This is a genomic window from uncultured Candidatus Pelagibacter sp., from assembly GCF_943788075.1.
Classification (GTDB): Bacteria; Pseudomonadota; Alphaproteobacteria; order Pelagibacterales; family Pelagibacteraceae; genus Pelagibacter.
In genome coordinates this window covers 79,999-105,559 of sequence record NZ_CALSOW010000002.1, presented here as the reverse complement: position 1 = coordinate 105,559, position 25,561 = coordinate 79,999, and the positions used below count along the sequence as shown (strand labels likewise).

Genomic DNA, 25,561 nt, shown 5'->3' with positions numbered 1-25,561 from the left:
TTTATAGAACGTAAGGTTCTGGTCGTGCGTTATTTCCAAGCACTCTTTCAACAGCAAAATCACTAATATCAATTGTTTGATAAGATCCAGTAGTAATTAATTCTGTTAAGGCTCTTCCAATCCCTGGAGCTTGCATAAGACCCCTACCAGTAAATCCTGAGGCCATGTAAACATTATCAAATTTTGGATGTTTACCAACAACCGCGTTGTTATCTAATTTATTACAATCATAATAACCAGCCCATCCACCAGTTAGTTTTAATTCTTCAAATGCCGGTATCCTTTGTGCTAATGCTGGCCATACTAATTCTTCAAAATCATTCCATGCTGGTTCTAAATCAGTTGCATCAAAAACAGAGTTTGGAGATCCAGCTAGATACTCTCCCCCTTCAGGTCTCCAATAAACACCTGTAGTTAAATCACCAGTAAGAGGCATTTCCTTTATATATTTTGGACATTTAACTCTAAAAACTGTGTGTTTTTGAGGAACAACTGGAATATCTTCCAATAATTCTTTAGTCCAACAACCAGCAGCAGATATTATTGTTTTAGCTTTTATTTCAGAAATACTTTTAACTTCTCCTTTAATAAATTCAGCACCAAGCTCAATAGCTTTACTTTTTAGAGCACTATGAAACATGAATGGATCAATCCAACCTTCACTTTGGTTATCAGTATAAGTTGCTGTTTCTATGCCTTCACTATTTATATAGGGAAATACTTTAGATAATTCAGAGCCTTTAATATTTTTTGTTCCTGCTTCACAAACTTTATGATTTTCAAGAGCCTTATATTGCTCATCAGCATGTTCTGGGCCAAACATCAATAAATATCCATTAGTAACCATACTTGCAGTAGGGTTAGGATTTTTTTCAGTTTTTAAAAGATTTGGAATTTGGTAAATAAATTCTCTTGCAAATTTTCCAAGTAAGATATTTTCTTTTTGGAAAAACTGTCTTCTGAATCCACCTAAAGACAGTGGAAAGGAAGCTGTTTTATAAGTTGGGTCTCTCTCTATTACTTTAACTTTTCTTCCTTCTTTAGACAAAAAATAAGCACTTGCAGCACCTATTATTCCACCACCAATAATTACAACATCATCCATATTTAATTTAACATTATTAAGTTAAAATTTAAAATTAAAGCAAACGTACACCAAAGTACATAGGGAATCATTAGATATGAGCTAACCAAGTTGACACGTCTGAACCTAAAAATAAGTATAACAATTAAAACTATTAAAATTACCAATATAACTAACGCTAATAACATATTATGCAGTACGAAAAAAACTATACTCCAAGTTGTATTAAAAACTAGATGGATGAAATAAATATAGACGGTGTTCATATCTCTGTTTTTATTGTGCCAATAAACCCATATAGCGAATGTCATCATCAAATAAAGTGTGGTCCAAACTGGAGCAAATATCCAATCTGGAGGATTAAATGAAGGTTTAATTAACAATGAATACCATGGCTCCTTAAAGTTAATTGTTGCCAAACCTCCAATGAAAGAAGCCGAAAACGTAACTAAACTTAATAGTAAGAATGATATGAATTTGTTTTTTAACACATATCTATTATACAATAAATTATGGGAGATAAAAAAGTTATTTGGATTACAGGTGCTAGTAGTGGAATAGGTAAAGCATTAACAATTAAATTTGCAGAAAGTGGTTGGATTGTTGCTGCATCTGCTAGACGTGAAAATTTACTAAATGAACTCAACGAACTTAATAAAAATATTTACCCCTTTCCATTAGATGTAACAGAAATAGAAAATTGTAAAATAGTTGCAAAAAAAATAATTGAGCAATTTAACCAAATTGATATTTGTGTATTTGGTACTGGTATGCATGATCCAAAATCAGAGAAAAAATTTAATCTAAATAAAATAAGAGAGATTATGGAAGTAAATTATTTTGGAACAATGAATTCTATAAATTCTATTTATGATTATTTTTCTGAAAAAAAAAGTGGGCAAATATCAATAATATCTTCAGTTGCTGGTTACAGAGGATTACCTGCTGCCGGTGCATATTGTGCCTCAAAAGCAGCTCTTACCAGCTTTGCAGAAAGTTTAAATTTTGACATGATGCAAAAAAATGTAAGAGTTTCTTTAGTTAGTCCAGGTTTTATTAAAACGCCAATGACTGATCAAAATGATTTTCCAATGCCAATGATAAAATCTCCTGAATTTGCTGCTAATGAAATATTTAAAGGACTCACTGCTAAAAAATCATTTGAAATACATTTTCCAAAAGTTTTTACTTATTTTTTAAAATTTCTTCAAATATTACCGAGTAGCCTTTATTTTAAATTTGTTGCTAAAGGAATGAAGAAAATAGATTACTAGTCTTTAACAAACACGACTGTTAACTCAGCAACTTTAAAACCAAACTTAGTCATAGTAGCTCTATTAATAGCAACTCTATCATCTTGTTTAAAAATCCAGTCATCAAACGTAATTTTCATTTCTTTGCCTTTAACTGGTACCAACAAAACATATTCGAATTTAAAAGCTGGCCCATAAGAGAAACCTTTAGCTTTTCCAACAACATCACCGGCTGTACCTTCGTAATAATGATCATCTATTTTATTAATTATCCATTCTCTATTCTGAACCTCACCATCATCCCAATTAAATTTTTCTTTAAGGATTAATTGTTTCCCATCCCAAGATCCATTTAAGTCAGCTGAAAACTGTCTTGTTACTTTTCCTGATCTATTTTGTAATACGCCCCAAGCTTTAACATTTCCAGTCATATACTCTTCTATAACTAATCTTGGTTCTTTATTTTTAAAATCTTCAGGTTTCATGGCGCTATTATTTGAACAACTTGTAATTAAGAATAATGAAATTATCAATGAAATTGATCTAATAAATTTTATATGACGCATTAACTTCTCCTATATGTATTATTTGTTTTGAAGTGAAAATTGAATTAAATCAATATTTTTAGATTTAAAACCTGCTTCACAATATGAAAGATAAAATTCCCACATTCTTTTAAAAGTTAAATCAAATCCTTGATCTTTAATTAAACTCCATTTTTTGTTAAATTCATCTTTCCATATAGCAAGTGTATCTGCGTAATGATCAGCATATGAAATATATGAATTTACACTTAGCCCGTTTTTAGAAACAAGTTTATTAATAGTATTTTTATTGGGCAAAAAACCACCTGGAAAAATATATTTTTGGATGAAGTCTTGTTTATTTTTATATCTATCATAAAGACTATCATCAATTGTTATTGCTTGTATTGCAGCTTTGCCACCATCAGATAGATTATCTTTTATAGTTTTAAAATAACTTTCTAAATAATTTTGTCCTACAGCTTCAATCATTTCAATTGATGCAATAGAATTATATTTACTGTTTAAGTCTCTATAGTCCTTAATTTCAATATTTACTTTTTCATTAAGACCACAACTATGGATTCTCTCTTTAGCATACTCGAATTGCTTTTTTGAAATTGTGATACAATCTAATTTAACATCATAATTTTTACCAAGGTATTCGGCAAACCCACCCCAACCACAACCTATCTCTAAAACTTTATCTCCATTACTAGGTTGAATTAAATTAATTAATTTTTGGTATTTATTATTTTGAGCATTGGATAAGTCTTTATTTTGCTCATCAAATATTGCACTAGAATAAGTAAGTGTTTTATCAAGCCATAGTGAGAAGAAATCATTTCCAAGATCATAGTGTCTAGCTATGTTTTCTTTGCTTCTACTTTTGGTATTTTTGACAAATTTATTTTTAATAAAATTTAAAAATTTTAAATCTAATATTCCAGAAAATTTATGAATAATGCTTATATTTCTTGCTGCTAATTCAATTAGATTAGATAAATTACTAGTTTCAAATTCATCTCTCATATAGCATTCGGCTAAACCAACGCTTCCCCCTTTAATCAAATTATAGCTTAGAGATGAGGATTTTATTTTTAAATCCGCTTTAAGTTTATCATCATAATTACCAAATTTTAAAAGTTCGCCAGATATTGAAGTAATTTCTAAATATCCAACACTTATTCTTTTTAAAATGTTAAAAATTATCTTGTCAGCAATTTTATGTAAAATCATTAATTTTCAAATGTAATATTATTTTTAACTTTTATTTTTTTTTTAATGAATTTAATTCCTTTTGCCCATAATTTAAACGCTTCAAAATGTATCGCTAAAATAATTTTAAATGTCATTACTGGGTGTTTTAAGTAAGATTTAATCAATTGTTTTGTATTAAAATCACTTCTAACTCCATCTTGAGAGGCGTATAAGATTTTGTCTTCATTCTCGTATTGATCAATTACAACTGAAATTTTATTTCCTGGTTTTAATAACCTAAAAAAATAATTACAATTCATTTCAATAAATGGGGATACATGAAATTTTTTAGAACAGTTGTTTTGTATCAAATTTGAATCTTTTATTACTTTAAATATATATGTGTGTTGTTCACCGAATGTATTCTTAACTTCATATAAAATTGAAATTAACTGATCTTCTAAATTATAAATATAAAAAACACTTAAAGGATTAAAAACAAATCCAAAAATTCTTGGGTAACACAAAATTTTAATTTTTATATCTTTAGCTTGAATATTATTTCTTTCTAAATTTTTTTGGACCCATAGTTTTAAAGGAGAGCCATTTCTTTCACCATGATCTTTTTCATAAAAACTAATTAAATTAAATTTATTGAAAGAAAAAAAATTAACATTTTGATCTAGTTTTTCTAATTCAGAAAGATCTATTAACAGAGAAAAAACTTTATATCTAAAATTAGTGAACTTTAGGTTTAAACCTTTTGTGTATTACTTGACCGTTATAAATAGCTGAGTTAATCATTTAAGGTTTTAAGCATCTCTATTGAAGATTTTATTCCATCTTCATGAAATCCGTAACCAAAATAACTTCCAGCAAACAAGGTATTATTTACATTTTGAATTGATTTTAAATTTGACTGATTTTGTAGAGCATTTTCATCATAATATGGATGGGTAAAATCAATTTCATTAAACACTTTATGATGATCAATTTTAAAAAAAGGGTTTATCGTTAAAAATATATTTTTATCAATTTTAAGATTTTGTAATTGATTAAGCCAATATGTAACTGAAGAATGTTCCTTATTTTCAGGATTTAATGAGGAATTCCATGAGCACCAAGCTTGTTTATTTTTTGGCATTACACTTTCATCAGAATGGATGACTGCCCTATTTGGTTTGTATTTAAAATTACTTAAAATTTCTTTCTCTCTATCTGAAATATCTGAAATGATTTTCAAGCTTTCATCTGCATGTGATGCTAGAACAACTTTGTCGTAAGTAAAAAATTCACTTTCTGAACCATAATAAATTTTAACACCATTGCTATTTCTTACAATTTTGTTGATTTCATAATTTTTAAAATATTCTCCACTAATTTTGGAAAGTATTTTACTAACATAAGTTTTACTTCGATTAGCAACTGTAAACCATTGTGGTCTATTTTTAAGTTTGAATAATCCATGATTTTTAAAAAAATTTAAAAAGAATACTAATGGCATTTGTGAGGCCTCATATGGTGGCATTGACCATATTGCAGAAACCATAGGTATAATATGATAATCAACAAAATATTTAGATTTTCCAATATTGTTTAAATATTCACCCAAGGTAATCTTATCTAATGAGTTTGGGTCTAAATTTTCACAATTTTTATAAAAACTTATAATTTCAAAAAACATTTTAACAAATTTAGGATTTAATAGATTTCCTTTATTTGAAAAAATACCATTTAAACCTTTTCCGCAATATTCAATATTTGTACCTTTAACAGTAACTGAAAATGACATATCACTTTCCTCAATTTCAATTTCATTTTCTTTAAAAAAATTTATTAAATTTGGATATGTAATTTTATTAAAAACCATAAATCCTATATCAACTGCAACTTTTTCTTTATCATTAAGCTTAATGTCTAGCGTGTATGAATGACCGCCAAAACGATCTTGTTTTTCAAAGAGATCGACTTTATGTTTTTTTGAAAGATAATATGCAGAACTTAATCCAGATATACCTGACCCAATTACAGCAATTTTCATTAATAAATTATTTTATGCAGCAGTATCTTTATATTCATCAATCGATGGACATGAACATACTAAGTTTTTATCTCCGTAGACATTATCAACTCTTGCAACAGGTGGCCAGTATTTAATCTGTTTTAAAAACTCTGATGGATATGCTGCTTCCTCTCTTTCATACTTGTGTTCCCATTTGTTCGCGATTAGTTCAACATGAGTATGTGGTGAGTTTTTAATTGGATTATCAATTTTATCGTATTCTCCCGATTTAACTTTATCAATTTCTTCTTTGATTTTTTTTAAGGTATTACAAAACCTATCAATTTCTTGTAAACCTTCACTTTCGGTTGGCTCAATCATCATCGTTCCTGCAACCGGCCATGACATAGTTGGAGCGTGAAAACCAAAATCGATTAGTCTTTTTGCAATATCTTCTTCTGTAATCCCTATTTCTGATTTTATTTTTCTAATATCAATAATACATTCATGAGCCACATTTCCATTTTTACCTTTGTATAATATTGGGAATGCATCTTTTAATTTATGAGCTACATAATTTGCGTTTAAAATCGCTACTTGTGATGCTTTTTTAAGTCCTTCAGAGCCCATCATTTTTATATACATCCATGAAATAGATAAAATACTAGAGCTTCCCCATGGTGCCGCAGAAACCGCACCCATACCTGTTACTGGCCCACAATCTTTAATTACAGAATGATTTGGCAAATAAACTTCTAAATGTCTCTTGCATGCTATAGGTCCCATTCCTGGTCCTCCCCCACCGTGAGGAATACAAAATGTTTTATGTAAATTAATATGACAAACATCAGGACCAAACTTTCCAGGTTTTGCAATCCCAACAAGAGCATTTAGATTTGCTCCATCCATATAGACTTGCCCACCATTATCATGAATAAGTTCACATATTTCAGAAATTTGTTCTTCAAAAACTCCATGCGTTGATGGATACGTGACCATTAATGCTGCAAGGTTTTCTGAGTGAGTTTTTGCTTTCTCTTTAAGATCTTCAATATCAACATTCCCATGTTCATCACATTTTATAACCACTACTTTCATGCCTACCATTTGTGCACTTGCAGGATTTGTTCCATGTGCTGAGCTTGGTATTAAGCAAACATTTCTATTCTTATCTCCATTATTTTCATGAAATTTTTTGATAACCATCAAGCCTGCAAACTCTCCTTGAGCACCAGCATTTGGTTGCAAAGATACACCTGAAAACCCAGTAATTGATCTAAGCCAATTTTTTAAATCAGTAAACAGGGTTCTATATCCTTCCATTTGTTCAACAGGAGCAAACGGATGGGGTTCGGAAAATTCTCTCCAGGTAACTGGGATCATTTCCGCAACTGCATTTAACTTCATTGTGCACGAACCTAAAGCTATCATAGATCTGTTAAGAGCTATATCAGCGTCCTCTAATTTTTTAAGATATCTAAGCATATCTGTTTCTGAGTGATAACTATTAAAAACGGGATGAGTTAAATATTCAGATGTTCTTAATAAATTTTTTGGCAAATTATTTAAATTTTCATTTAAATTTTCTTTAATTGCTTCTGAACAATTAAAAATTTTTAATAACTGATTAGCTCTATAAACATTTTTTCTTTCATCAAATGCAACAGAAAGCATCTCGGAATTAACTTTTCTTATATTTACATTTTGTCGTAATGCATTTCTAAAAATAGAGTCAGTTTTATCTAAAGTTTTAATTGTTACTGTGTCAAAGAAATGGTCTGAATACAGTTCATAACCTGATTGTTTAATTTTATCTGCAAAATTTTTTGCTAATTGAGATGTATTTTCTGCAATTTTTTTCAAACCATCGGGTCCATGATAAATTGCATACGCAGCAGACACAATTGCAAGCAAAGCTTGAGCTGTACAAATGTTACTTGTAGCTTTATCTCTTCTTATGTGCTGTTCTCTTGTTTGAAGGGAAAGTCTGTACGCTTTATTTCCATGTCTATCAACAGAAACACCTATGATCCTTCCAGGCATAGATCTTTTAAATTCATCTTTAGTTGCAAAGAAACCAGCATGTGGACCTCCATATCCCATTGGAATTCCAAATCTTTGAGAACTACCAACTGCAATATCTGCTCCTAGTTCAGCTGGTGTTTTTAGTTTAGCCAAAGCTAATAAATCACAAACCAATACAGCTTTTCCATTATTTTTATGAATTTTACTTATTGCTTCACTTGGATCTTTAATGTCTCCCAAAGTTCCTGGGTATTGTAAAATCCCACATACAATATCCTCTTTTATATCTGTAGATTCGTCACCTACCACAACCGTTAAACCTAGAGGCTCTGCTCTAGTTTTTATGACATCAATAGTTTGTGGATGACAATCTTTTGATACAAAAACAATATTAGAATCATTTTTACAAATTCTGTAGCTCAATCCAACAGCTTCTGCTGCAGCTGTTCCCTCATCTAATAAAGAGGCATTTGCAATATCTAAACCTGTAAAATCAGTTATCATTTGTTGAAAATTCAAAAGCATTTCCAATCTTCCTTGGGCAACTTCAGGCTGATAAGGAGTATAAGCAGTATACCATCCAGGATTTTCTAATATATTTCTTAAAATTACATAAGGTGTATACGTACCGTAATACCCCATACCAATAAAATTTGAATAAATTCTATTTTGTTTTGAAATAACTTTTAACTTTCTCAAAGCTTCATATTCAGAATTTGGTTCACCAATTCCAAGATCTTCTTTTAATAAGATTTTTTCAGGAACAGTTTTAGAAATTAAGTCATCTAGGCTGTCAAAACCAAGCTCATTAAGCATTTTTTGTTGATCAGCTTCTGATGGACCAATATGTCTTTTTATAAAATCTTTTTGAGAACTTTTAAGCATTTTAGTTTCCACTCTCCTTTGCAAATTTGTCGTATTCTTCTTTATTCATCAAACTATCTAACTCACTACTATCTTTTATTTTTAATTTAAAAAACCAAGCTTCATTTTCTGGATCTGAATTTATCTTTCCTGGATCATCAACAATTGCTTGATTATTTTCCATTACCTCACCTGATATAGGTGTATAAACATCACTTGCAGCCTTAGTAGACTCTACAACTCCTGCATTACCATCTTTTTCAACTGATGAGCCCACATCTGGCAATTCAACAAAAACTATATCTCCAAGCATTTCTGTAGCATGCTGTGTGATACCTATTGTACCCACATCGCCCTCCACTTTAATCCACTCATGTTCTTTAGAATATTTAACTTCACTCATTAGTTTGCTCCTTTCACATAACTTTTTTTATAAAATGGTAATCCACAAATATTTGCAGGATATTTTTTTCCTCTCACCTCCAACAAAATTTTTGTTTCTTTTTTTGAAAATGCATGATCAACAAAACCCATTGCTATTGGTCCATTAACACTTGGACCAAATGTTCCACTCGTTATCTCTCCAATCATCTGTTCGTTTTCATCATAGACTTTGGTTTTTTCTCTAGCAATCAATCTACCCTCAGGTTTGATACCAACTCTAATTTTTTTTGCTCCATCACTAATCTGACTGATAATATTTTGAGATCCAATAAATCCACCCTTATTCAGTCTCTCCTTGGAAATTGCCCATTTAAGATTTGCCTCTATAGGGGTCGTTTCAGTACTAAGTTCGTGGCCATACAAACAAAGACCAGCCTCAAGTCTCAATGTATCTCTTGCCCCGAGACCAATTAATTTAGCACCATTTTTTAATAATTCTTTAGTAAATACTTCAGCTAACTCATTAGAAATTGAAACTTCAAATCCATCTTCTCCTGTATAACCTGATCTTGTCACATAGAGTTTTTGATCTTTATACGTAAACCAATTACCTGACATAAAGTTCAAATCAGCAACTGTTTTTAAAATTTGATTTAAAATATCAACTGACTTAGGCCCTTGGATAGCTATTAATGATCTTTGGTCATCTAAAACCATTTTGTATTTGTCTTTCAGTAAACTAGATAAAATTTTAAAATCATTATCTTTGCACGCAGCATTTAAAATGATTAAAAACCCTTCTTCTAATTTTGTGATAATTAAATCATCATAGACACCGGCTTTATCATTCATTAGAAAACTGTATTTAGATGAATTCAATTTTAAATTATGTAAATCTAGTGGAAAAATCTCTTCTAAATCATTAGTTAAATTATCATCACCATAAATAAATAACTGTCCCATGTGTGATACGTCAAATATTCCAGAATTTGATCTTGTAAATTTATGTTCTTCAATAATACCTGAGCTGTATTGAATTGGCATTTCATAACCAGCAAACTCTACAAACTTAGCTTGATTGTCTTGGTGAAGTTTATTTAAAGATGTTTTTTTTATTTCCATATCAACTCTTTGTACCCATCTGTATATTTGCCTGAGAGTTTTGCTCCTTCGGCGAGAATTTAATCTCTTTCCAGAGTTAATATGTTACGGTCCTTTTTACCTGAGAGTTTCCTGGGTGGTTGCTCCTTCGGTGCTACAAAGTTAGTAGTCTCTCCCGTTAAGAAGTAACTTATCAATTATTTAAGAATGGTCAATGAGAAATACTTTTTTTATTCTTAGATAACAATGAATAAAACTGTATTAAAACGGCAAATAGAATTATTGCTCCACCAATCAATCCATACGTTGATGGTCTTTCACTTACAAACAGAAAGGCCCAAATAGGACCAAGCACAGATTCTGATAACATAATTATTCCAACCATTGCAGAAGGTGTTGTTCTTGCTCCTGTAGTGATGAAAATAAAACCTAAACCAACTTGAAAACAACCTGCTAAAAACCCTAAAAATATGTCATGTGGAGAAATCATAATTTTTGTCGACAAGAAATAGCCAACTAAACAAGAACATATTCCAGCATAAAATTGTGCTGGAACCATATCAACTGTAGGAAATTTTCTAACAATAATTATTAAAATTGCAAAAGTAATTGGCATTGTAAAAGCTGCTAAATTTCCAGATAATTCACCAGGTGTTAATGAGTTACCAACCATTAATAATACACCTGTCATAGCAAGAATAATTGAAGTTAAAGTAATCGCAGAAATTTTTTCTTTTAAAAAAAAGTATCCCAATATAGCTAAAAATAAAATTTGAAGAGATATAATAAAATTCGTATTAGCAACTGTTGTATTGTACATTGCAAAAACATAACCACAGAAACCAAATGATAAAATGATCCCACCTATAAAACCTGGTAATCCTGAGTCTTTAAATGCTTTGAATGTTTTTTGTCTATAGCTAATGATTAAAAAAGCCAAGACAGTTAGAGAAAAAAATAAGGACCTCCAAAATAATATCTGCCATAAGGTTGAACCCTCAAAAGATTTAACAATTAGCCCACCAAAACTTAAACTACATGCTCCAAGAAATACTAATAGTGGACCCGGAAGTTTTGTGATTATGTTCATTAAATTTGTGAAAGTAAATTCTGAGTTTCCATTTGATACAACTTAAATAAAGTTTCCGCATCAGATAATTCAATTTCTTTAAACTTTATTTTAGATCCAGATGATATTTGAACTAATCTGTCATAATCAACACTAGCAACAACAGCAATTTTTGGATATCCACCTATTGTTCCGTGGTCTGACAGCATTATGATAGGATTACCATCCGCTGGCACTTGAATGACTCCTTTCAACAAACCTTCAGATTTAATATTAGTATTTATAATATTTTCTATTTTTGGACCCTCTAATCTCATCCCCATTCTGTCAGATAATTTTGAAACTGTGAATTCTTTTTCTAAAAAAATTTTTTTTCCTTCGTCTGAAAAATAATCAAAATTAGTTCCTCTGATTATTCTAATATTTTCTATTTTTGAATTAAGATAGTTAATTTTCTTTTTATTTATATTTTCATTAATCTTAGAAATTTTAATTTTTTGCTCTTCTTCTAATTTTTTACCTTCATTTGAGCCAATGTTTGCTTTTGTATTAATTGAGCAACTACCCCACTGTAATTTTAAATCAAGATTGCCTGAAATTGCTAAGTAACCATAAACAGATTTGTTTGTTGATAGAATATTAATCTCATCTTCATTACCTAACTGATAACTTTCATAACAATTTCCATCTATTTCTTTACCTTTTTGAATTAATTTAAAGATAACATCCCCAGTAATAACAATATTAATTTTATTCCCATAAAATTTTAATAATGGCCCCTGATAAGCGAACTCAATAACAGGTGTATCTAATTTATTGCCCACTAACTTGTTAGCTAATAAATAATTTCTATTATCCATCGCTCCACTAAATGGAATACCTATATGATACAAATTATCTCTACCTTTATCTTGAAAAGTTGTATTTATACCTGGTCTTAGTACTTTAAAGAAATTATCAACCATTATAATTTTTATATTCCTCTAATGAAATCTGTTTAAATCTAACTGTATCACCTGGATTAATTAAATTTGGTTCTTTTTCCTTGGAGCTATCAAATACTTCAAGTGGTGTATTACCAATTATGTTCCAACCACCTGGGCTTTCAAATGTATAGATATTAGCAAATTGTTCCGTCATGCCGACTGAACCTTTTGGAACTTTTACTCTAGGAGTTTCCAAACGTTGAGCTCTCATTTTTTCATCTAAATCACCTAAAAAAGGCATTCCAGCAATAAACCCTGTCATATAACAAAAGAATTCTTTGTTAAAAAAATTTTCTAAAATCTCAGTTCTCTTTAAGTTTAGTTTTTTTTCTAATCTTTCCATATCTAATGAAAAAGTTAAATCACAACAAACTGGTATTTCTAAATTTTTATTATTCATATTAGGCGCTTCACTTTCACTAAGTGACTCAATTTTATCTTTAATTTCTTTAAAATTTGTTACTTCAAGATCGTAGGAAATTATTAGTTTATTATAAGAAGGAGTAAGATTATTAATTCCTTTAATATTTTTTTCTCTAATAGCATTAAAATACCTAATCACTTTAGAATTAATTTGTTTATTAACCTCAGTTCCAAAATCACAATAAAGAGCTGCGTCACCAAGATTTGATATATTTTTTATCATGCCATGTTATACTTCAACAATTAAGACTATGGAAATTAATATAAATTGTGATTTAGGTGAAAAATCTAAACAACATTCTAACAAGTATGATCCAGATTTACTTGAAATAGTAAATTCAGCTAATGTTGCTTGTGGATTTCATGCAGGTGATGATGAGTCAATGAATCAAGTGGTTCAAATATCAAAAAAAAATGGTGTGAGTATTGGTGCACATCCTTCATTTAATGATCCTGAGAATTTTGGAAGACAGAGAATGAATTTATCTTCTGCTGAAGTTAGAAAATTGATAATTGACCAATATGAAATTTTACAAAAAATTGCTGATAATTATGGAGAAAAAGTTACTCATATGAAGCCTCATGGTGCACTTAACAATATGGCTTGTGAAGATATTGATCTAGCAACAACTTTAGCTAAGACTATCAATGAAATTAGTAAAGATTTAATCTACCTTGTTCCTACTGGTTCCAAAATGGAAGAGGCTGCCAAGAGATTTAATATGAAGATTGCCTGTGAAATTTTTGCGGATAGAAATTATGAAGATGATGGAAATCTAGTTTCCAGAAAAAAACCACACGCATTAATTACTGATCCTGAAGAAGCTAAAAAACATGTATTAAACATGGTAAAAACTCAGTCACTTAATTGTCACAGTGGAAAGCAAATACCTTGTGAAATAGACTCTGTATGCATACATGGAGATAATGAAAGTTCGTTAGCTACAGCAAAGTCAATTAAAGATAATTTAATTGATAACGGACTCAAACTAAAACCTTTAAATTTAATGGAGAAATTTATTTAATGATAAAAAAATATTTAATTGTATCTTTTTTAATAACTTTATTTTCAATTAGTTCACATGCAGCTGGCACTGATGATGGCTCATCAAAAGTTAAATCTAATTATGACAAAGCAGTTTCACTTATAAAACAAGCAAAAAAGTATGAAAAAAAAGGTAAAACTAAAAAAGCAAATAAAAGATATGAGAAAGCTCAAAAATTATTGCTTGCTTCTAATAAAAAAAAGCCACTTCAAGCAAATACTCTAAATTACCTTGGATTTACAACTAGAAAACTTGGTGATTATGAAAATGGAGAAAGATATTATCTGCTTGGTTTGGAGATTGAACCTAACCACAAAGGTATTAATGAATACTTAGGTGAACTTTATGTTGTGACAAATAGAATTGATCTTGCAAAAGAAAGATTAAATGTATTAGCAAATTGTAATTGTGAAGAGTATGGTGAGCTAAAGGAAATAATTGATGGAACTAAAACATCAAAATACTAGTTTATATGCTTGATATACAAGATCCAATAGAAGCAAGAAAAGTTATCAGAAGTAATGAGTATACTGAACAAACCGCTGGATGTGCAAATAAATATGTTCAAGGAAATATATGTATTTTACCAAGTAAGTATGCAATGGATTTTGCTTCATTTTGTCAAAAAAATCCTAAACCTTGTCCCTTAATTGGATTTGGCACTAAAGGTGATCCTTCTTTAAAAGATTTAGGAAATATCGATATTAGAACTGACGTGCCTCAATATAGAATATGGGAAAAAGGAAAAATTATTGATGAACCTTATGACATTAAAAAATACTGGAACGAAGATTTAACAACTTTTGTTTTGGGATGTTCAATGTCTTTTGAATTACCTTTAATCGAAGCAGGAATACCTATTCAACATATAGAAAATAATACTATTGTACCAATGTACCGAACATCAATAGACTGTGAACCTGCGGGCCAGTTTTCAGGAAAACTTGTAGTATCTATGCGGCCATTGAATTCAAAAGATGCAATTAGATCAGTTCAAATTAGTTCAAGATTTCCAGCTGTTCATGGTGCTCCTGTGCACCTTGGTGACCCTTCAGAAATTGGAATTAAAGATATAATGAATCCAGAATATGGTGATCCACCAAAAACATTTAAGAATAATGAAATTCCAGTTTTTTGGGCTTGCGGAGTAACACCACAATCTGTTTTACAAGATTCAAAACCAGATTTTTGTATAACGCACAGTCCTGGAAAAATGCTTATAACTGATAAACTTAATAATGATTTAGCAGCTTTGTAATTAATTTCCTAAAAAGACTTTAGTAACTTTTTCATTATCAATTAAATCTTCTGATTTACCATCGATAACTAATCTTCCACTTTCTAAAACATACCCTCTATCAGCCATACTTAACGCTAGTCTTACATTTTGCTCTACAAATAAAATTGAAATTCCTTGTGAAACTATAATTTTAAAAATTTTAATTAGATCTTTCATAACCATAGGTGACAAACCTAAAAAAGGTTCATCAATCATTAGTAGTTTTGGAAGACCCATCATTCCTCTAGCGATTGCTAACATTTGCTGCTCACCACCAGACATTGTTTTTGCTAATTGATCTGATCTAGTTTCTAATTTTGGGAAAATTTTATAAACTTTATCTAATGATTTTGATAACTTTTCTTTTGCCCTTGGATGCCAAGCACCCAATATGAGGTTTTGTTTAACAGTAAGATGAGGAAATACTCTTCTTCTTTCAAGCACATGAGAAATTCCTAATTCGGTTCTTCTATAAGTTGGAATATTTGAAATTAAAGTATTATTAAAAGTAATAGATCCTTTTTTATGTGCTAACTAAATTACTTATAGTGTTTAAAACAGTACTTTTACCAGATCCGTTTGGTCCTAATATAGCAACCATTTCTGCTTTATTAACATTTATAGATACATCCCAAATTACTTGAAAGTCATCGTATAAAACATCAATATTTTTAATATCAAGCAGCATCGAATGTTCCTAAATAAGAGTCTACAACCAGTTTATTATTTTGAATTTCTTTTGGAGAGCCATAGGCTATTCTTTCTCCTTGATCTAGAGCTAAGATATTATCTGAAATCTCCATAATAATATTAATATTATGTTCAATCGTAACAATTGTAACTCCTGACTTTTTAAGTTTTTTGATAAGTTCCACGAGACCAGGTATAGTTTTTTGGTCAACACCACCAGTTACTTCGTCCATTAGTAATAATTTTGGCTCTATTGCCATAGCTCTTGCCATCTCAAGTCTTTTTCTTTGTCCTGTAGAAAGCTCTTTTGCAAAATGATGTCTCTTCTCAATCAAGTCAACAAAATCAATTATTTCTAAAGCTTTATCTCTAGCCTTTTTAATATTTTTTTCTTTAACAAACGAACCTATCATTACATTTTCAAGCAATGTTTGATCTGCAAATGGTTTTAATTTTTGAAATGTTCTTCCAATACCTAGGTTGCTTATTCTGTCAGGAGTTAATCCATAAATATTTTTTTCAAAAAATTTAACTTCACCAGTGTCAGCTTTTGTATACCCTGTGATTAAGTCGAATAAAGTTGATTTTCCTGCACCATTAGGACCAATTACACCAAGTATAGAGCCCTCTTCAACCTCAAAAGAAATATTATTATTTGCTTTTATTCCACCAAAAGCTCTGCTTAAATTTTCTACAGATAAAATTTTCATCTTTGTTTTTTTCTCTCTAAAATATTTTTTGGAACAAAAGATATAAGTCCATCTGGTCTAAAGACACAAATTAACATTAATATTAACCCATAAAGAATTAAATCTACCGCACCCCCTGTACCACCTAAATATATTCTTGAATATTCTGAAATTGGAATCAAGATTGCTGCTCCAAGTAATGGGCCCCAAACATTACCTATTCCACCAAGGACAGTTATCAATAAAACAATAATTGATATTTCAATATTAAAAACTCTATCAGGGTCAATTATTAAAATATATTGAGCAAACAAACTTCCCATTGGAGCCATAATCATTGCTGATATCACATAAGCAATAATTTTATAATTTGAAACATTAATACACAAACTTAATGCCGCTTGAGGATCATCTCTCACTGCTCTTAATCTAAATCCTAATTTTGATCTACTTAAGATCCAAACCAAATAAAAAGTGATTAAAAAAAATACTAAAAAAACATAATAGTAAGGCATTTTACTTGTGTGAAATTGAAGCGCTAACCAAGAATCACCAGATGTCATTGGAACCCATAAACCAGATGCTGCGCCAACTAAATCCCATCTTTGAAAAACTACTTGAAAACTTATACCTATCAACAACGTTGCAATTGCAAAATAATGCCCGCTTAATCTAAGCATTGGTATTCCAATTAAAACTGCAGCAATTCCTGAAAAAATTATTCCAAAAAATATGCTTATCCAAGGAGAGATACCGTACTGAACATAAAAAAATGAGGTTGCATAAGCTCCTATGCCAAAGAAAGCACCATGGCCAAGACTAATCTGGCCAGAAAATCCAGCTATCACGTTCCAAGATTGAGCCATAACAGCATGCATGAAAATCATGATCATTAAATGGAGATAAAAAGAGTTTAAACCCAAATGAGGTAGTGCAAATAATAATAAAACTATACCAGCGATTAATGAAATAATTTTTTTGTCTGTATTCCAAAGTGGCTCTGCTTGTGCGGTTAATAATTTATCGTTCATTAATATCTCCCAAATAAACCTTGTGGTTTATAAATCACCACTAATAAATAAATTGCAAAGACATACAAAAGCTTAAAAGATGGGTCTATCAATAAGCCACCTAATGACTCTACTAGACCTATGATTATTCCCGCATACAAGCAGCCAATAATACTTCCAAAACCACCTAGTGCTACAGCAACGAATGCAAATAAAGCAAAATTAATTCCTACATCAGTAAAAATGAAAAAATAGTTAGCCATCATGCCTCCTGCTATACCTACACATCCAAGTCCAATTGCCCATCCAATTGCAAACATTTTGTTTGATGGAATTCCTAAAATTTCAGCTGCATGTCTGTCTTGAGCTGTAGCTTGTAAAGCTAAACCAGTTTCTGTTTTTGTGACAAATAGATACAAAGCTATGAAAGCAACCAAACATACCAAACTTGCAATTAGTTGTGGCTGACCAATAAAAACAGAGCCTATTTCAAGCCTACCTTCTAATAAAGGATTTTCTACATTTCTAAAATCAGGCGTCCATAACAATTGAGCTATAGATCTTATAAATATTGATAAACCAAAAGTTGCACAAATTTGAATTAACATTTTTGCTTTTAGAATGTATCTAATTAAAAAATAATGTGTGAGTATTCCACAGATGGCCATCAACAAAATCGTAATAGGTATTGAAAAAATTGGATCTATTCCAAATAATGACCATAACCAAAATGAAGAAAACATTGATAACATTAGGTGTTCACCATGAGCAAAATTAACAATATCCATTAAGCCAAAAATTAAACTTAGTCCTGCAGCTATTAAAGCATAAATTAATCCCATCATTAGACCGGTAACAATTGCTTGAAGAATAATCTCTGATGTCATTTTGAACAAATATAAATTAGATTATGTATAAACATTATATATAATTATCAAAGTATATCATTGAATTGATTTTATATATGGTATTTAATTAATTATTAACAAAACAAATATGAGGGGAAATAAATGAAAAAATTAATACTTACAGTATTTACTTTTTTATCATTAGTTTGTGCGCCTGTAGTAAGTTCTGCACAAGATGTTAAAATTGGAGTGCTGTATCCATTAACTGGTCCTGTAGCACAAGTTGGTAAGGATGCGGTTGCTGCAGTACAAACTGCATTAGATATTATTAATAACAGCCACAATATTCCTGGTATGCCTTTAGCAAAAAATGCTGGCTTAAAAGGTTTAGGTGGTGGAAAAATTTCAATTGTTGTTGGTGACCATGGTGGAAAACCAGATATTGGGGTTGGTGAAACAGAAAAAATGTTAAATTCTGATAAAGTTCATGCAATGTTTGGAGCTTACTATTCATCAGTTACTGGTGCAGCTAGTCAAGTATCTGAAAGAGCAGGGATTCCTTGGGTTAATGGTGAGTCTACATCTCCAAAATTAACAACAAGAGGGTTTAAATATTTCTTTAGAGTTACGCCTCACGATGGTGAGTTTACTCAATTAATGTTTGAATTCATGAATGATTTCAACAAGAAGAATAATAACAAATTAAATACACTTGGTATTATTCATGAAGATACATTGTGGGGATCTGATAGTGGTGGAACACAAAATAAAATGGCTAAAGACCAAGGCTTTAAAGTTGTAGAGAAGATAAGTTACAAAGCAAAAACAACATCTTTAAGTTCTGAAGTACAAAGATTGAAAGCAAAAAACCCTGATGTTTTATTGCCATCATCTTATACAGCTGATGCTTATTTGTTTTTAAATACAGCAAAAGAACTTGATTATAACCCTAAACTTTTAGTTGCTCAGAATGCTGGTTATACAGATCCTAAGTTTATAGCGACAATGGGAAGTAAAGCTGAAGGTGTGATCACGAGATCTCCTTTTAATACTGACTTAGCAACTACTATTCCAATGATAGGAACTGTAAATGATCTTTTCAAGACACATTCAGGTGGAAGAGATTTATCTGATGTGCCTGCTAGAGCATTTACTGGATTTATGGCTTTAGCTAATGCAATTAATAATGCAGGATCAACTGACCCTGAAAAAATTAGACAAGCATTAGTTAATCTAGACATGTCATCAGATTCATTAATCGTTCCTTACAGAGGAATTAAATTTGGTGCAGATGGTCAAAATGAAAAAACAAGAGGTATTTTAATGCAAGTTCAAGGTGGAAAATACTGTACTGTTTATCCGTTTGAATTAGCCGCATGTAAATTGCAGTACCCAATGCCTACTTGGGCACAAAAATAATTTTAAACAATATTATTAAAGGCGATCATTAATTTGATCGCCTTTTTTTTTATACTTTTGATTGAATTATTGAAAATTTAAAATATTATTAAATTATCTTGATTGAAGAAGCCATAATACTACTCCAAATTATATTTATAGATATTATCTTAGCAGCAGATAACGCTATTATAATTGGTTTAATAGCTGCTAACTTTGTTCCAAAATATAGAAAACAAATAATTTTATGGGGTGTAGCTGGTGCTCTAGTTTTTAAAATTATTTTTGCGATATTTGCAACTTATCTTTTTGAATTCTATTTCATAAAAATTTTAGGAGGTTTGCTTCTTATTTGGATTGTTAACGATCTTAGAAAAGATTTAGTTGAGATGAAAAATAAGGTTAAAGCTCCATCGAAAAAATCTAAAGCACCATCTTATATACACAGTATATATAAAGTGTTATTTGCAGATATTACTATTAGTTTTGATAATGTAATTGGAGTTGTTGGTGCAGCTAAAGGTTATTTTGGGTATATGATTTTTGGCCTTGTTTTATCTGTTGTTTTAACCGGTGCTCTTGCAACATACATGGCAAACTATATTCAAAAACACATTTGGATAGCCTATATAGGATTAATCCTTATTTTAATAGTTGGCTTACAATTAATAATTGGTGGATTGGTTGATTTAGAAATACTTAAAATTAACGAAGAATTTATTAAATATTTTTAATTAATAAGAATGTTTCTTTAATGGAAATTTTTTATTTCTAACATCTTTTGCATATCCAGCTACAGCTTTTGTCATCTCTTTTCTAATATTTGAGAATTTTTTTACAAACCTAACATTAATTGGATTAAGGCCAATCAAATCATCAAATACCAAAATTTGACCATCACAATTATTTGATGCACCTATACCTATAGTTGGAATTTTAATTTTATTTGTAACTATTTTTGCTAAAGATGTTTCTACACATTCTAATACAATTGAAAAAGCTCCTGCAGATTGCAACAATTGTGCATCTTTTAAAATTTTACTTCTTTCTGAATTTTTTTTACCTTTAAATTTAAATGTTTTATCTGTTTGAGGCAAAAGACCCAAGTGTCCCATGACAGGGATTTTATTTTTAACTAATATTTTAATTGTTTGACAAATTTTTTCACCCCCTTCTAATTTTACTGCATCAGATTTTGTTTCTGCCATAATTTTTTTTGCATTTTTTAAAGCCTCTTTTGGATTTCTGTATGTGTTATGAGGCATATCAACTACCATTAAGCTTTTTTTAATACCCATTCTTACACTTTTAGAGTGTTCTATCATTGAATCTAAACTCACTTCTCTAGTTGATTTATAGTTGTATAAAACTGAACCTAGAGAGTCTCCTACAAGTATAACATCACAAAAATTATCTAGAATTGTTGCAATATTTTTAGAGTATGCTGATAAGCTTACAATCTTAGATTTGTTTTTCTTTGCAATTAATTCAAGAATCTTTTTTTTCATCGACTTACCAGGAGCCGGTATTTTCCATTGAAGCCCATGGTTCTTTGGCCTCTAAATTTCCTTCTTGAAGTATTTCAATTGAAATTTTGTCTGGAGATCTAACAAATGCCATATGACCATCGCGTGGTGGTCTATTAATAGTGTAACCCATATCCATTAATCGCTGACAAGTTTCATAAATATTATCAACTCTGTAAGCTAAATGCCCAAAATTTCTAGAGCTTTCGCCTAATTCATCACCATCCCAATTATATGTTAATTCAATTTCTGCTTTTTCATCATTAGGAGCAGCTAGAAAGACTAAAGTGAACCTACCTTTTTCATTTTCCATTCTTCTTGTTTCTTTTAAACCTAATCCATCACAAAAAAATTTTAAAGACTCGTCAATATTTTTGACTCTGATCATAGTATGTAAATATTTCATATAATTATTTATAGTTTAAAACTACTCTAATTCAATAGTGCTAGGTGGTTTTGAAGTAATATCGTAGACAACTCTATTAATTCCTCTAATGCTATTTACTATTTGGTTAGAAATTGTTTCCATAAAAGACTTTTTAAACTCATAAAAATCTGCTGTCATTCCATCTTCAGATGTAATTGCTCTTAATAAACATAAATATTCGTAAGTTCTATTATCACCCATAACACCTACTGTTTTAACTGGTAGCAATGCTGCATAAGCCTGCCAAATCTTATGATATAGACCATGGTCCTTTAATGCTTGAATAAAATAATAATCAGCTTCTTTGAGTATATTTATTTTATCATTAGTAATTAATCCTGGCATTCTAATTGCTAGACCAGGACCTGGAAAAGGATGTCTTGAAATAATATCTTTGCTTAAATTTAATTCTAAACCTAATTTTCTAACTTCATCTTTAAAAAGAAATTTCAAAGGTTCTACAAGTTTTAGTTTCATCTTTTTTGGAAGTCCACCAACATTGTGATGGGATTTAATTTTAGAGGTTTGACTTCCTGTTACTGATTTGCTTTCGATCAAATCTGGATAAAGAGTTCCTTGAGCTAAAAATTTAACATTTTTAATTTTTTTAGCATATCTTTCAAATATTTTTATAAAAAGGTTACCAATAATTTTTCTCTTTTTTTCAGGATCAGAAACATTGTGTAGTTTTTTTAAAAATTCTTTCTCAGCATTTACATAAATTAAATTCATCTTTAAACGTTTCTTAAAAGTTTGAACAACTTGTATTTCTTCATTTTTTCTCAACAAACCAGTATTTACAAAAATACAGTATAGTTTTTTACCAATTGCTTTATTGAGTAATTGAGCTACCACGCTACTATCAACACCACCTGATAAAGCACAAATAACTTTTTCTGATCCAACTTGATCTTTAACTTCTTTAATAAGTTGAATTTTTTGATCTTTAGAAGACCAATTACGTTTAATTTTACATATCAAAAAAATAAAATTACTTATCAGTTTTTTACCATTTTCAGTATGTGTTACTTCTGGATGAAATTGAATTCCATAAAAATTTTTTAATTTATTTTCTACAATTGCAAATTTAGAATTGGTACTGGAAGCTATCACTGTAAAGTTTTTTGGGAGTTTTGACACTTGGTCTGCGTGACTCATCCAAACTTTTTTAAATTTTTTTTTATTAAAAAAATTTTTAGTTAAAAGACTTTCTTTTTTTTTATAAATATTTGCTAGTCCAAATTCTCTATGTTTTGATTGTTTTACTCTTCCTCCATTTAGTTTGGAAAGTATTTGATGACCAAAACAAATACCTAAAATAGGAATATTTAAATCTATAATTTTTTTATCAAATGAATATTTGTTTATTTGATAAACATTTAGTGGTCCGCCAGATAAAACAATTCCCTTAATAGTCTGATCAATATCTTTTAATTTTATTTTTTTATGACTTATGATTTCAGAAAAAACGCCTAATTCTCTTATTCTTCTTGCGATTAGCTGGGTAAATTGAGAGCCAAAATCTATAATTAAGATTTTATCTAGATTTTGATCAAGACTCATTTTCTGGTTCTATATTTTTAAGAGATTTTTGAATTTCATCATTTTCATCACATAATTTTTCACAAACTTTGACAAATGTTTGAGAAAGTTCTTTAACTTTTGAATAATTTGATTTCTTTAAAGCTATTTTCATCAGCATTAAAATAGCTTCCTCATTATTTGGCTCTATCAACAATGCTGTATCTAAATTATACTCTTCTTTCCTCTGATTTTCTTCATGATTATAAATTTTTGCCAAATAAAGATAGGATTTAGCATCCTTTGGATTGAAGACTATATTTCGTTCCAACATAAAACGAGCATCATCATATTTTTTATCCTGATACATTTTTAACGCTTCATCAAAAAAATTTTCTTTACTAAATGCCGTATTTATAAAAAAAACTAAAAAAAATACTGGCGAAATTATTTTAAAAAATTTATTCATTAATATTTGCTATCGTTTTTAACCATATCTACGTTATGAACCATGCTTTCATAAAATCCTGCTTTAGTAATCTTAACAAAGTTTGGTTTTACTCTTAATTTTATAATATTTTTTGAACCAAGATAACCCATGGATGATCTAAGTCCGCCAATTAATTTATAAATAATACTCTCAACATCACCTTTGTATTTAGCAAATCCTTCAACTCCCTCAGGAACATATTTTGATGTATCTTTTTGTTTAGCTTGAAAATATCTGTCTGCTGAACCTTTATTCATTGCTCCTACAGAACCCATTCCTCTAAAGCTTTTGAATAATTTTCCATTTTTTTTTATTAACTTTCCTGGGGCTTCATCTGTACCAGCAAATAATGATCCTATCATAACCGCATCAGCTCCTGCCGCAAATGCTTTTGCTAAATCACCAGAATATTTAATTCCACCATCAGAAATAATTTTTACATTTTTGTTTCTTAATCCATTTCTTACTGACAAGATTGCACTCAATTGCGGAACACCAATTCCAGCAACTAATCTTGTTGTGCAAATTGATCCAGGACCAATTCCAACTTTAATAATATCAACACCTAATTTAATTAAATATTTTGCAGCTTCTGGTGTTGCTATATTTCCTGCACACAAAGCAATTGTTTTTTTTTTAAATTTTTTAATAAATTTAATTATTTCTCCTACTTTTCGAGTATGTCCGTGAGCAGTATCGACTACTATTAAATCAACACCTTCTTTAATAATTGCTTCAGCTCTCTTAAATTCATTTAGTCCAGCACCAACTGCTGCACCTACTAATAATTTTTGTTTTTTTACTTTTTTAATTTCTAAAATTTGATTTTTAATTTCTAAATTCCTATGAATAACCCCTATTCCTCCTGATTTAGCTATAGCTATTGCCATCTTGCTTTCTGTCACTGTATCCATAGCAGACGATAAAAGAGGAATTTTTAGTGTAAGGCTTTTAGTTAACTGGGTAGCAGTATTAACCTCAGAAGGTAATATTTCTGAGTATTTTGGAGCTAATGTGACGTCATCAAAGGTAAGTGCTTCTTTTATGGGAACCATAATCTTTTATATACGATTCCTTTTATATTTAAAGACCCTATCTAAGTTTGCTACAAATAATAAAGCTTTCCTTAGAATCTTTTCTGCTAGATTTTGGTTTAAAAACCTTAACTTCTTTAAAATATTTTTTTCCTTCTGCGACTATTTCGTTAAATGTACCACCCATGAAAATTTTTGAAATAAAATAGCCATTATCCTTTAATTGATCTTTTGCAAAAAACATTGCCTCTTTACATAGTTCTCCGGTTTGAATTGAGTCGATATTTTTAATACCCGTTGTATTTACTGCCATATCAGACATAACCACATCAACTTTAGTTTTAATATTATTTTTAATCTCATGTTGAATACTTTCTTCAGTAAAATCACCTTGAATTTGAACGGTATTACCAATCGGTTCCATTTCCTTAAGATCGATCGAAATTAACCTTCCACTTTTTGCAGTTTTTGCAGCATATTGTGACCAACTTCCTGGAGCAGCTCCAATATCTATAACTGAAATACCACCTTTAAAAATTTTAAATTTTTCATCTATTTCAATTAATTTATATGCAGATCTTGCTCTATATCCATCAACCTTAGATTGTTTAACGTAGGTATCTCGTCTTTGTTTATTGACCCAATTTTTGGAAATTTTATTTTTTTTCAAATAACTGCTTGTTCTAAA

The 25,561-nt window shown here is 29.9% G+C and carries 29 protein-coding genes and 1 riboswitch; of the genes, 6 read left to right on the top strand and 23 right to left on the bottom strand.

Translation table 11 applies throughout. The features are described from left to right. Window position 1: 1 nt before the first annotated feature. Window positions 2-1,105, bottom strand: a complete 1,104-nt coding sequence (locus Q0X98_RS03030) for an FAD-binding oxidoreductase (RefSeq protein ID WP_028036616.1) — start codon at window positions 1,103-1,105, stop codon at window positions 2-4. Window positions 1,106-1,107: 2 nt separating this feature from the next. Continuing rightward, window positions 1,108-1,575: a TspO/MBR family protein gene (locus Q0X98_RS03025; RefSeq protein WP_297681320.1), complete on the bottom strand. Its 468-nt coding sequence runs from the start codon at window positions 1,573-1,575 to the stop codon at window positions 1,108-1,110. A 21-nt stretch (window positions 1,576-1,596) separates the two neighbouring features. Here Q0X98_RS03025 and Q0X98_RS03020 point away from each other — a divergent pair, with 21 nt between their 5' ends. After that, entirely contained in the window at window positions 1,597-2,358 is a 762-nt protein-coding gene (locus Q0X98_RS03020; RefSeq protein WP_297681318.1) for an SDR family NAD(P)-dependent oxidoreductase, read from the top strand. On the opposite strand, the gene Q0X98_RS03015 is transcribed toward Q0X98_RS03020, so the two are convergent. The 10 genes from Q0X98_RS03015 to Q0X98_RS02970 all read right to left on the bottom strand — a co-directional run bounded on the left by Q0X98_RS03015 (window position 2,355) and on the right by Q0X98_RS02970 (window position 13,138). Continuing rightward, window positions 2,355-2,903 (bottom strand): DUF3833 domain-containing protein, encoded by a 549-nt coding sequence (locus Q0X98_RS03015; RefSeq protein WP_297681317.1) that lies wholly within the window; start codon window positions 2,901-2,903, stop codon window positions 2,355-2,357. The genes Q0X98_RS03020 and Q0X98_RS03015 overlap by 4 nt on opposite strands. Window positions 2,904-2,921: 18 nt before the next feature. Continuing rightward, on the bottom strand, window positions 2,922-4,100 hold the full coding sequence (locus Q0X98_RS03010) for a cyclopropane-fatty-acyl-phospholipid synthase family protein (protein ID WP_297681315.1): 1,179 nt from the start codon (window positions 4,098-4,100) through the stop codon (window positions 2,922-2,924). Further along, window positions 4,100-4,771, bottom strand: coding sequence for a DUF1365 domain-containing protein (locus tag Q0X98_RS03005; protein ID WP_297681532.1), 672 nt, complete (start codon window positions 4,769-4,771; stop codon window positions 4,100-4,102). Before Q0X98_RS03005 ends, Q0X98_RS03010 begins: the two co-directional genes overlap by 1 nt. Before the next feature lie 86 nt (window positions 4,772-4,857). Beyond that, window positions 4,858-6,102 carry an FAD-dependent oxidoreductase gene (locus tag Q0X98_RS03000; RefSeq protein ID WP_297681313.1) on the bottom strand — a complete coding sequence of 415 codons (1,245 nt, stop codon included), beginning with the start codon at window positions 6,100-6,102 and terminating at the stop codon, window positions 4,858-4,860. Window positions 6,103-6,114: 12 nt separating this feature from the next. Next, a complete protein-coding gene (gene gcvP, locus Q0X98_RS02995; protein ID WP_297681311.1) occupies window positions 6,115-8,973 on the bottom strand; it encodes an aminomethyl-transferring glycine dehydrogenase in 2,859 nt (952 codons plus the stop codon). Window position 8,974: 1 nt separating this feature from the next. After that, a complete protein-coding gene (gene gcvH / locus Q0X98_RS02990; protein ID WP_028036608.1) occupies window positions 8,975-9,355 on the bottom strand; it encodes a glycine cleavage system protein GcvH in 381 nt (126 codons plus the stop codon). Then, window positions 9,355-10,458, bottom strand: coding sequence for a glycine cleavage system aminomethyltransferase GcvT (gene gcvT / locus Q0X98_RS02985; protein ID WP_297681307.1), 1,104 nt, complete (start codon window positions 10,456-10,458; stop codon window positions 9,355-9,357). Before gcvT ends, gcvH begins: the two co-directional genes overlap by 1 nt. Before the next feature lie 77 nt (window positions 10,459-10,535). Further along, window positions 10,536-10,626: riboswitch (glycine riboswitch) on the bottom strand. A 22-nt stretch (window positions 10,627-10,648) separates the two neighbouring features. Next, window positions 10,649-11,527 carry a DMT family transporter gene (locus Q0X98_RS02980; RefSeq protein ID WP_297681305.1) on the bottom strand — a complete coding sequence of 293 codons (879 nt, stop codon included), beginning with the start codon at window positions 11,525-11,527 and terminating at the stop codon, window positions 10,649-10,651. Next, window positions 11,527-12,471: a biotin-dependent carboxyltransferase family protein gene (locus Q0X98_RS02975; protein ID WP_297681303.1), complete on the bottom strand. Its 945-nt coding sequence runs from the start codon at window positions 12,469-12,471 to the stop codon at window positions 11,527-11,529. The genes Q0X98_RS02980 and Q0X98_RS02975 overlap by 1 nt, the downstream gene beginning before the upstream one ends. Further along, entirely contained in the window at window positions 12,464-13,138 is a 675-nt protein-coding gene (locus tag Q0X98_RS02970; RefSeq protein ID WP_028036604.1) for an allophanate hydrolase subunit 1, read from the bottom strand. The genes Q0X98_RS02975 and Q0X98_RS02970 overlap by 8 nt, the downstream gene beginning before the upstream one ends. A 28-nt stretch (window positions 13,139-13,166) precedes the next feature. On the opposite strand from Q0X98_RS02970, the gene Q0X98_RS02965 reads away from it, so the two are divergent. The 3 genes from Q0X98_RS02965 to Q0X98_RS02955 are packed head-to-tail and all read left to right on the top strand — an operon-like array spanning window position 13,167 to window position 15,219. Further along, the gene (locus tag Q0X98_RS02965; RefSeq protein WP_297681301.1) at window positions 13,167-13,940 is read left to right on the top strand and encodes a 5-oxoprolinase subunit PxpA; all 774 of its coding nucleotides are present in this window, start codon (window positions 13,167-13,169) and stop codon (window positions 13,938-13,940) included. Further along, window positions 13,940-14,428: a hypothetical protein gene (locus tag Q0X98_RS02960; protein ID WP_297681299.1), complete on the top strand. Its 489-nt coding sequence runs from the start codon at window positions 13,940-13,942 to the stop codon at window positions 14,426-14,428. The genes Q0X98_RS02965 and Q0X98_RS02960 overlap by 1 nt, the downstream gene beginning before the upstream one ends. A gap of 5 nt (window positions 14,429-14,433) precedes the next feature. After that, window positions 14,434-15,219: a putative hydro-lyase gene (locus Q0X98_RS02955; RefSeq protein ID WP_297681297.1), complete on the top strand. Its 786-nt coding sequence runs from the start codon at window positions 14,434-14,436 to the stop codon at window positions 15,217-15,219. On the opposite strand, the gene Q0X98_RS02950 is transcribed toward Q0X98_RS02955, so the two are convergent. The 5 genes from Q0X98_RS02950 to Q0X98_RS02930 are packed head-to-tail and all read right to left on the bottom strand — an operon-like array spanning window position 15,220 to window position 18,516. Beyond that, entirely contained in the window at window positions 15,220-15,723 is a 504-nt protein-coding gene (locus tag Q0X98_RS02950; RefSeq protein ID WP_297681530.1) for an ATP-binding cassette domain-containing protein, read from the bottom strand. 40 nt (window positions 15,724-15,763) lie between these two features. Continuing rightward, complete coding sequence (locus tag Q0X98_RS02945) at window positions 15,764-15,928, bottom strand: ATP-binding cassette domain-containing protein (RefSeq protein ID WP_297681295.1); 165 nt, start codon at window positions 15,926-15,928, stop codon at window positions 15,764-15,766. After that, a complete protein-coding gene (locus Q0X98_RS02940) occupies window positions 15,918-16,640 on the bottom strand; it encodes an ABC transporter ATP-binding protein (protein WP_297681293.1) in 723 nt (240 codons plus the stop codon). Before Q0X98_RS02940 ends, Q0X98_RS02945 begins: the two co-directional genes overlap by 11 nt. Beyond that, entirely contained in the window at window positions 16,637-17,650 is a 1,014-nt protein-coding gene (locus tag Q0X98_RS02935; protein ID WP_034412275.1) for a branched-chain amino acid ABC transporter permease, read from the bottom strand. The genes Q0X98_RS02940 and Q0X98_RS02935 overlap by 4 nt, the downstream gene beginning before the upstream one ends. Beyond that, on the bottom strand, window positions 17,650-18,516 hold the full coding sequence (locus tag Q0X98_RS02930; RefSeq protein WP_028036597.1) for a branched-chain amino acid ABC transporter permease: 867 nt from the start codon (window positions 18,514-18,516) through the stop codon (window positions 17,650-17,652). Before Q0X98_RS02930 ends, Q0X98_RS02935 begins: the two co-directional genes overlap by 1 nt. A 123-nt stretch (window positions 18,517-18,639) precedes the next feature. Here Q0X98_RS02930 and Q0X98_RS02925 point away from each other — a divergent pair, with 123 nt between their 5' ends. Next, the gene (locus Q0X98_RS02925) at window positions 18,640-19,896 is read left to right on the top strand and encodes an ABC transporter substrate-binding protein (protein WP_297681289.1); all 1,257 of its coding nucleotides are present in this window, start codon (window positions 18,640-18,642) and stop codon (window positions 19,894-19,896) included. Between the two features lie 98 nt (window positions 19,897-19,994). Beyond that, window positions 19,995-20,609, top strand: coding sequence for a YjbE family putative metal transport protein (locus Q0X98_RS02920; protein ID WP_297681287.1), 615 nt, complete (start codon window positions 19,995-19,997; stop codon window positions 20,607-20,609). On the opposite strand, the gene panB is transcribed toward Q0X98_RS02920, so the two are convergent. From panB to Q0X98_RS02890, 6 genes are read right to left on the bottom strand one after another with little or no spacing between them, the layout of a single operon-like run. Then, entirely contained in the window at window positions 20,610-21,383 is a 774-nt protein-coding gene (panB, locus tag Q0X98_RS02915) for a 3-methyl-2-oxobutanoate hydroxymethyltransferase (RefSeq protein WP_297681285.1), read from the bottom strand. A gap of 4 nt (window positions 21,384-21,387) precedes the next feature. Further along, window positions 21,388-21,807, bottom strand: a complete 420-nt coding sequence (locus Q0X98_RS02910; RefSeq protein ID WP_338140425.1) for a VOC family protein — start codon at window positions 21,805-21,807, stop codon at window positions 21,388-21,390. 21 nt (window positions 21,808-21,828) lie between these two features. Further along, window positions 21,829-23,391 (bottom strand): glutamine-hydrolyzing GMP synthase, encoded by a 1,563-nt coding sequence (gene guaA, locus Q0X98_RS02905; RefSeq protein WP_297681281.1) that lies wholly within the window; start codon window positions 23,389-23,391, stop codon window positions 21,829-21,831. Next, window positions 23,381-23,818, bottom strand: coding sequence for a hypothetical protein (locus Q0X98_RS02900; protein ID WP_297681279.1), 438 nt, complete (start codon window positions 23,816-23,818; stop codon window positions 23,381-23,383). Before Q0X98_RS02900 ends, guaA begins: the two co-directional genes overlap by 11 nt. Continuing rightward, entirely contained in the window at window positions 23,818-24,894 is a 1,077-nt protein-coding gene (locus Q0X98_RS02895) for an IMP dehydrogenase (RefSeq protein WP_297681277.1), read from the bottom strand. The genes Q0X98_RS02900 and Q0X98_RS02895 overlap by 1 nt, the downstream gene beginning before the upstream one ends. 37 nt (window positions 24,895-24,931) lie before the next feature. Further along, window positions 24,932-25,543 carry an RlmE family RNA methyltransferase gene (locus Q0X98_RS02890; protein WP_297681275.1) on the bottom strand — a complete coding sequence of 204 codons (612 nt, stop codon included), beginning with the start codon at window positions 25,541-25,543 and terminating at the stop codon, window positions 24,932-24,934. Window positions 25,544-25,561 lie beyond the last annotated feature (18 nt).

What these genes read in the sequence shown, in the direction of transcription:
- Q0X98_RS03030 (WP_028036616.1), bottom strand. Translation starts at nt 1,105, where the DNA reads ATGGATGATGTTGTAATTATTGGTGGTGGAATAATAGGTGCTGCAAGT.
- Q0X98_RS03000 (WP_297681313.1), bottom strand. Translation starts at nt 6,102, where the DNA reads ATGAAAATTGCTGTAATTGGGTCAGGTATATCTGGATTAAGTTCTGCA.
- Q0X98_RS02945 (WP_297681295.1), bottom strand. Translation starts at nt 15,928, where the DNA reads ATGCTGCTTGATATTAAAAATATTGATGTTTTATACGATGACTTTCAA.
- Q0X98_RS02895 (WP_297681277.1), bottom strand. Translation starts at nt 24,894, where the DNA reads ATGGTTCCCATAAAAGAAGCACTTACCTTTGATGACGTCACATTAGCT.
- Q0X98_RS02965 (WP_297681301.1), top strand. Translation starts at nt 13,167, where the DNA reads ATGGAAATTAATATAAATTGTGATTTAGGTGAAAAATCTAAACAACAT.
- Q0X98_RS02955 (WP_297681297.1), top strand. Translation starts at nt 14,434, where the DNA reads ATGCTTGATATACAAGATCCAATAGAAGCAAGAAAAGTTATCAGAAGT.
- Q0X98_RS02960 (WP_297681299.1), top strand. Translation starts at nt 13,940, where the DNA reads ATGATAAAAAAATATTTAATTGTATCTTTTTTAATAACTTTATTTTCA.
- Q0X98_RS03020 (WP_297681318.1), top strand. Translation starts at nt 1,597, where the DNA reads ATGGGAGATAAAAAAGTTATTTGGATTACAGGTGCTAGTAGTGGAATA.
- Q0X98_RS02940 (WP_297681293.1), bottom strand. Translation starts at nt 16,640, where the DNA reads ATGAAAATTTTATCTGTAGAAAATTTAAGCAGAGCTTTTGGTGGAATA.
- Q0X98_RS02980 (WP_297681305.1), bottom strand. Translation starts at nt 11,527, where the DNA reads ATGAACATAATCACAAAACTTCCGGGTCCACTATTAGTATTTCTTGGA.
- Q0X98_RS03010 (WP_297681315.1), bottom strand. Translation starts at nt 4,100, where the DNA reads ATGATTTTACATAAAATTGCTGACAAGATAATTTTTAACATTTTAAAA.
- Q0X98_RS03015 (WP_297681317.1), bottom strand. Translation starts at nt 2,903, where the DNA reads ATGCGTCATATAAAATTTATTAGATCAATTTCATTGATAATTTCATTA.
- Q0X98_RS02925 (WP_297681289.1), top strand. Translation starts at nt 18,640, where the DNA reads ATGAAAAAATTAATACTTACAGTATTTACTTTTTTATCATTAGTTTGT.
- Q0X98_RS02970 (WP_028036604.1), bottom strand. Translation starts at nt 13,138, where the DNA reads ATGATAAAAAATATATCAAATCTTGGTGACGCAGCTCTTTATTGTGAT.
- guaA (WP_297681281.1), bottom strand. Translation starts at nt 23,391, where the DNA reads ATGAGTCTTGATCAAAATCTAGATAAAATCTTAATTATAGATTTTGGC.
- Q0X98_RS02935 (WP_034412275.1), bottom strand. Translation starts at nt 17,650, where the DNA reads ATGAACGATAAATTATTAACCGCACAAGCAGAGCCACTTTGGAATACA.
- Q0X98_RS02975 (WP_297681303.1), bottom strand. Translation starts at nt 12,471, where the DNA reads ATGGTTGATAATTTCTTTAAAGTACTAAGACCAGGTATAAATACAACT.
- Q0X98_RS02910 (WP_338140425.1), bottom strand. Translation starts at nt 21,807, where the DNA reads ATGAAATATTTACATACTATGATCAGAGTCAAAAATATTGACGAGTCT.
- panB (WP_297681285.1), bottom strand. Translation starts at nt 21,383, where the DNA reads ATGAAAAAAAAGATTCTTGAATTAATTGCAAAGAAAAACAAATCTAAG.
- gcvP (WP_297681311.1), bottom strand. Translation starts at nt 8,973, where the DNA reads ATGCTTAAAAGTTCTCAAAAAGATTTTATAAAAAGACATATTGGTCCA.
- Q0X98_RS02900 (WP_297681279.1), bottom strand. Translation starts at nt 23,818, where the DNA reads ATGAATAAATTTTTTAAAATAATTTCGCCAGTATTTTTTTTAGTTTTT.
- gcvT (WP_297681307.1), bottom strand. Translation starts at nt 10,458, where the DNA reads ATGGAAATAAAAAAAACATCTTTAAATAAACTTCACCAAGACAATCAA.
- Q0X98_RS02930 (WP_028036597.1), bottom strand. Translation starts at nt 18,516, where the DNA reads ATGACATCAGAGATTATTCTTCAAGCAATTGTTACCGGTCTAATGATG.
- gcvH (WP_028036608.1), bottom strand. Translation starts at nt 9,355, where the DNA reads ATGAGTGAAGTTAAATATTCTAAAGAACATGAGTGGATTAAAGTGGAG.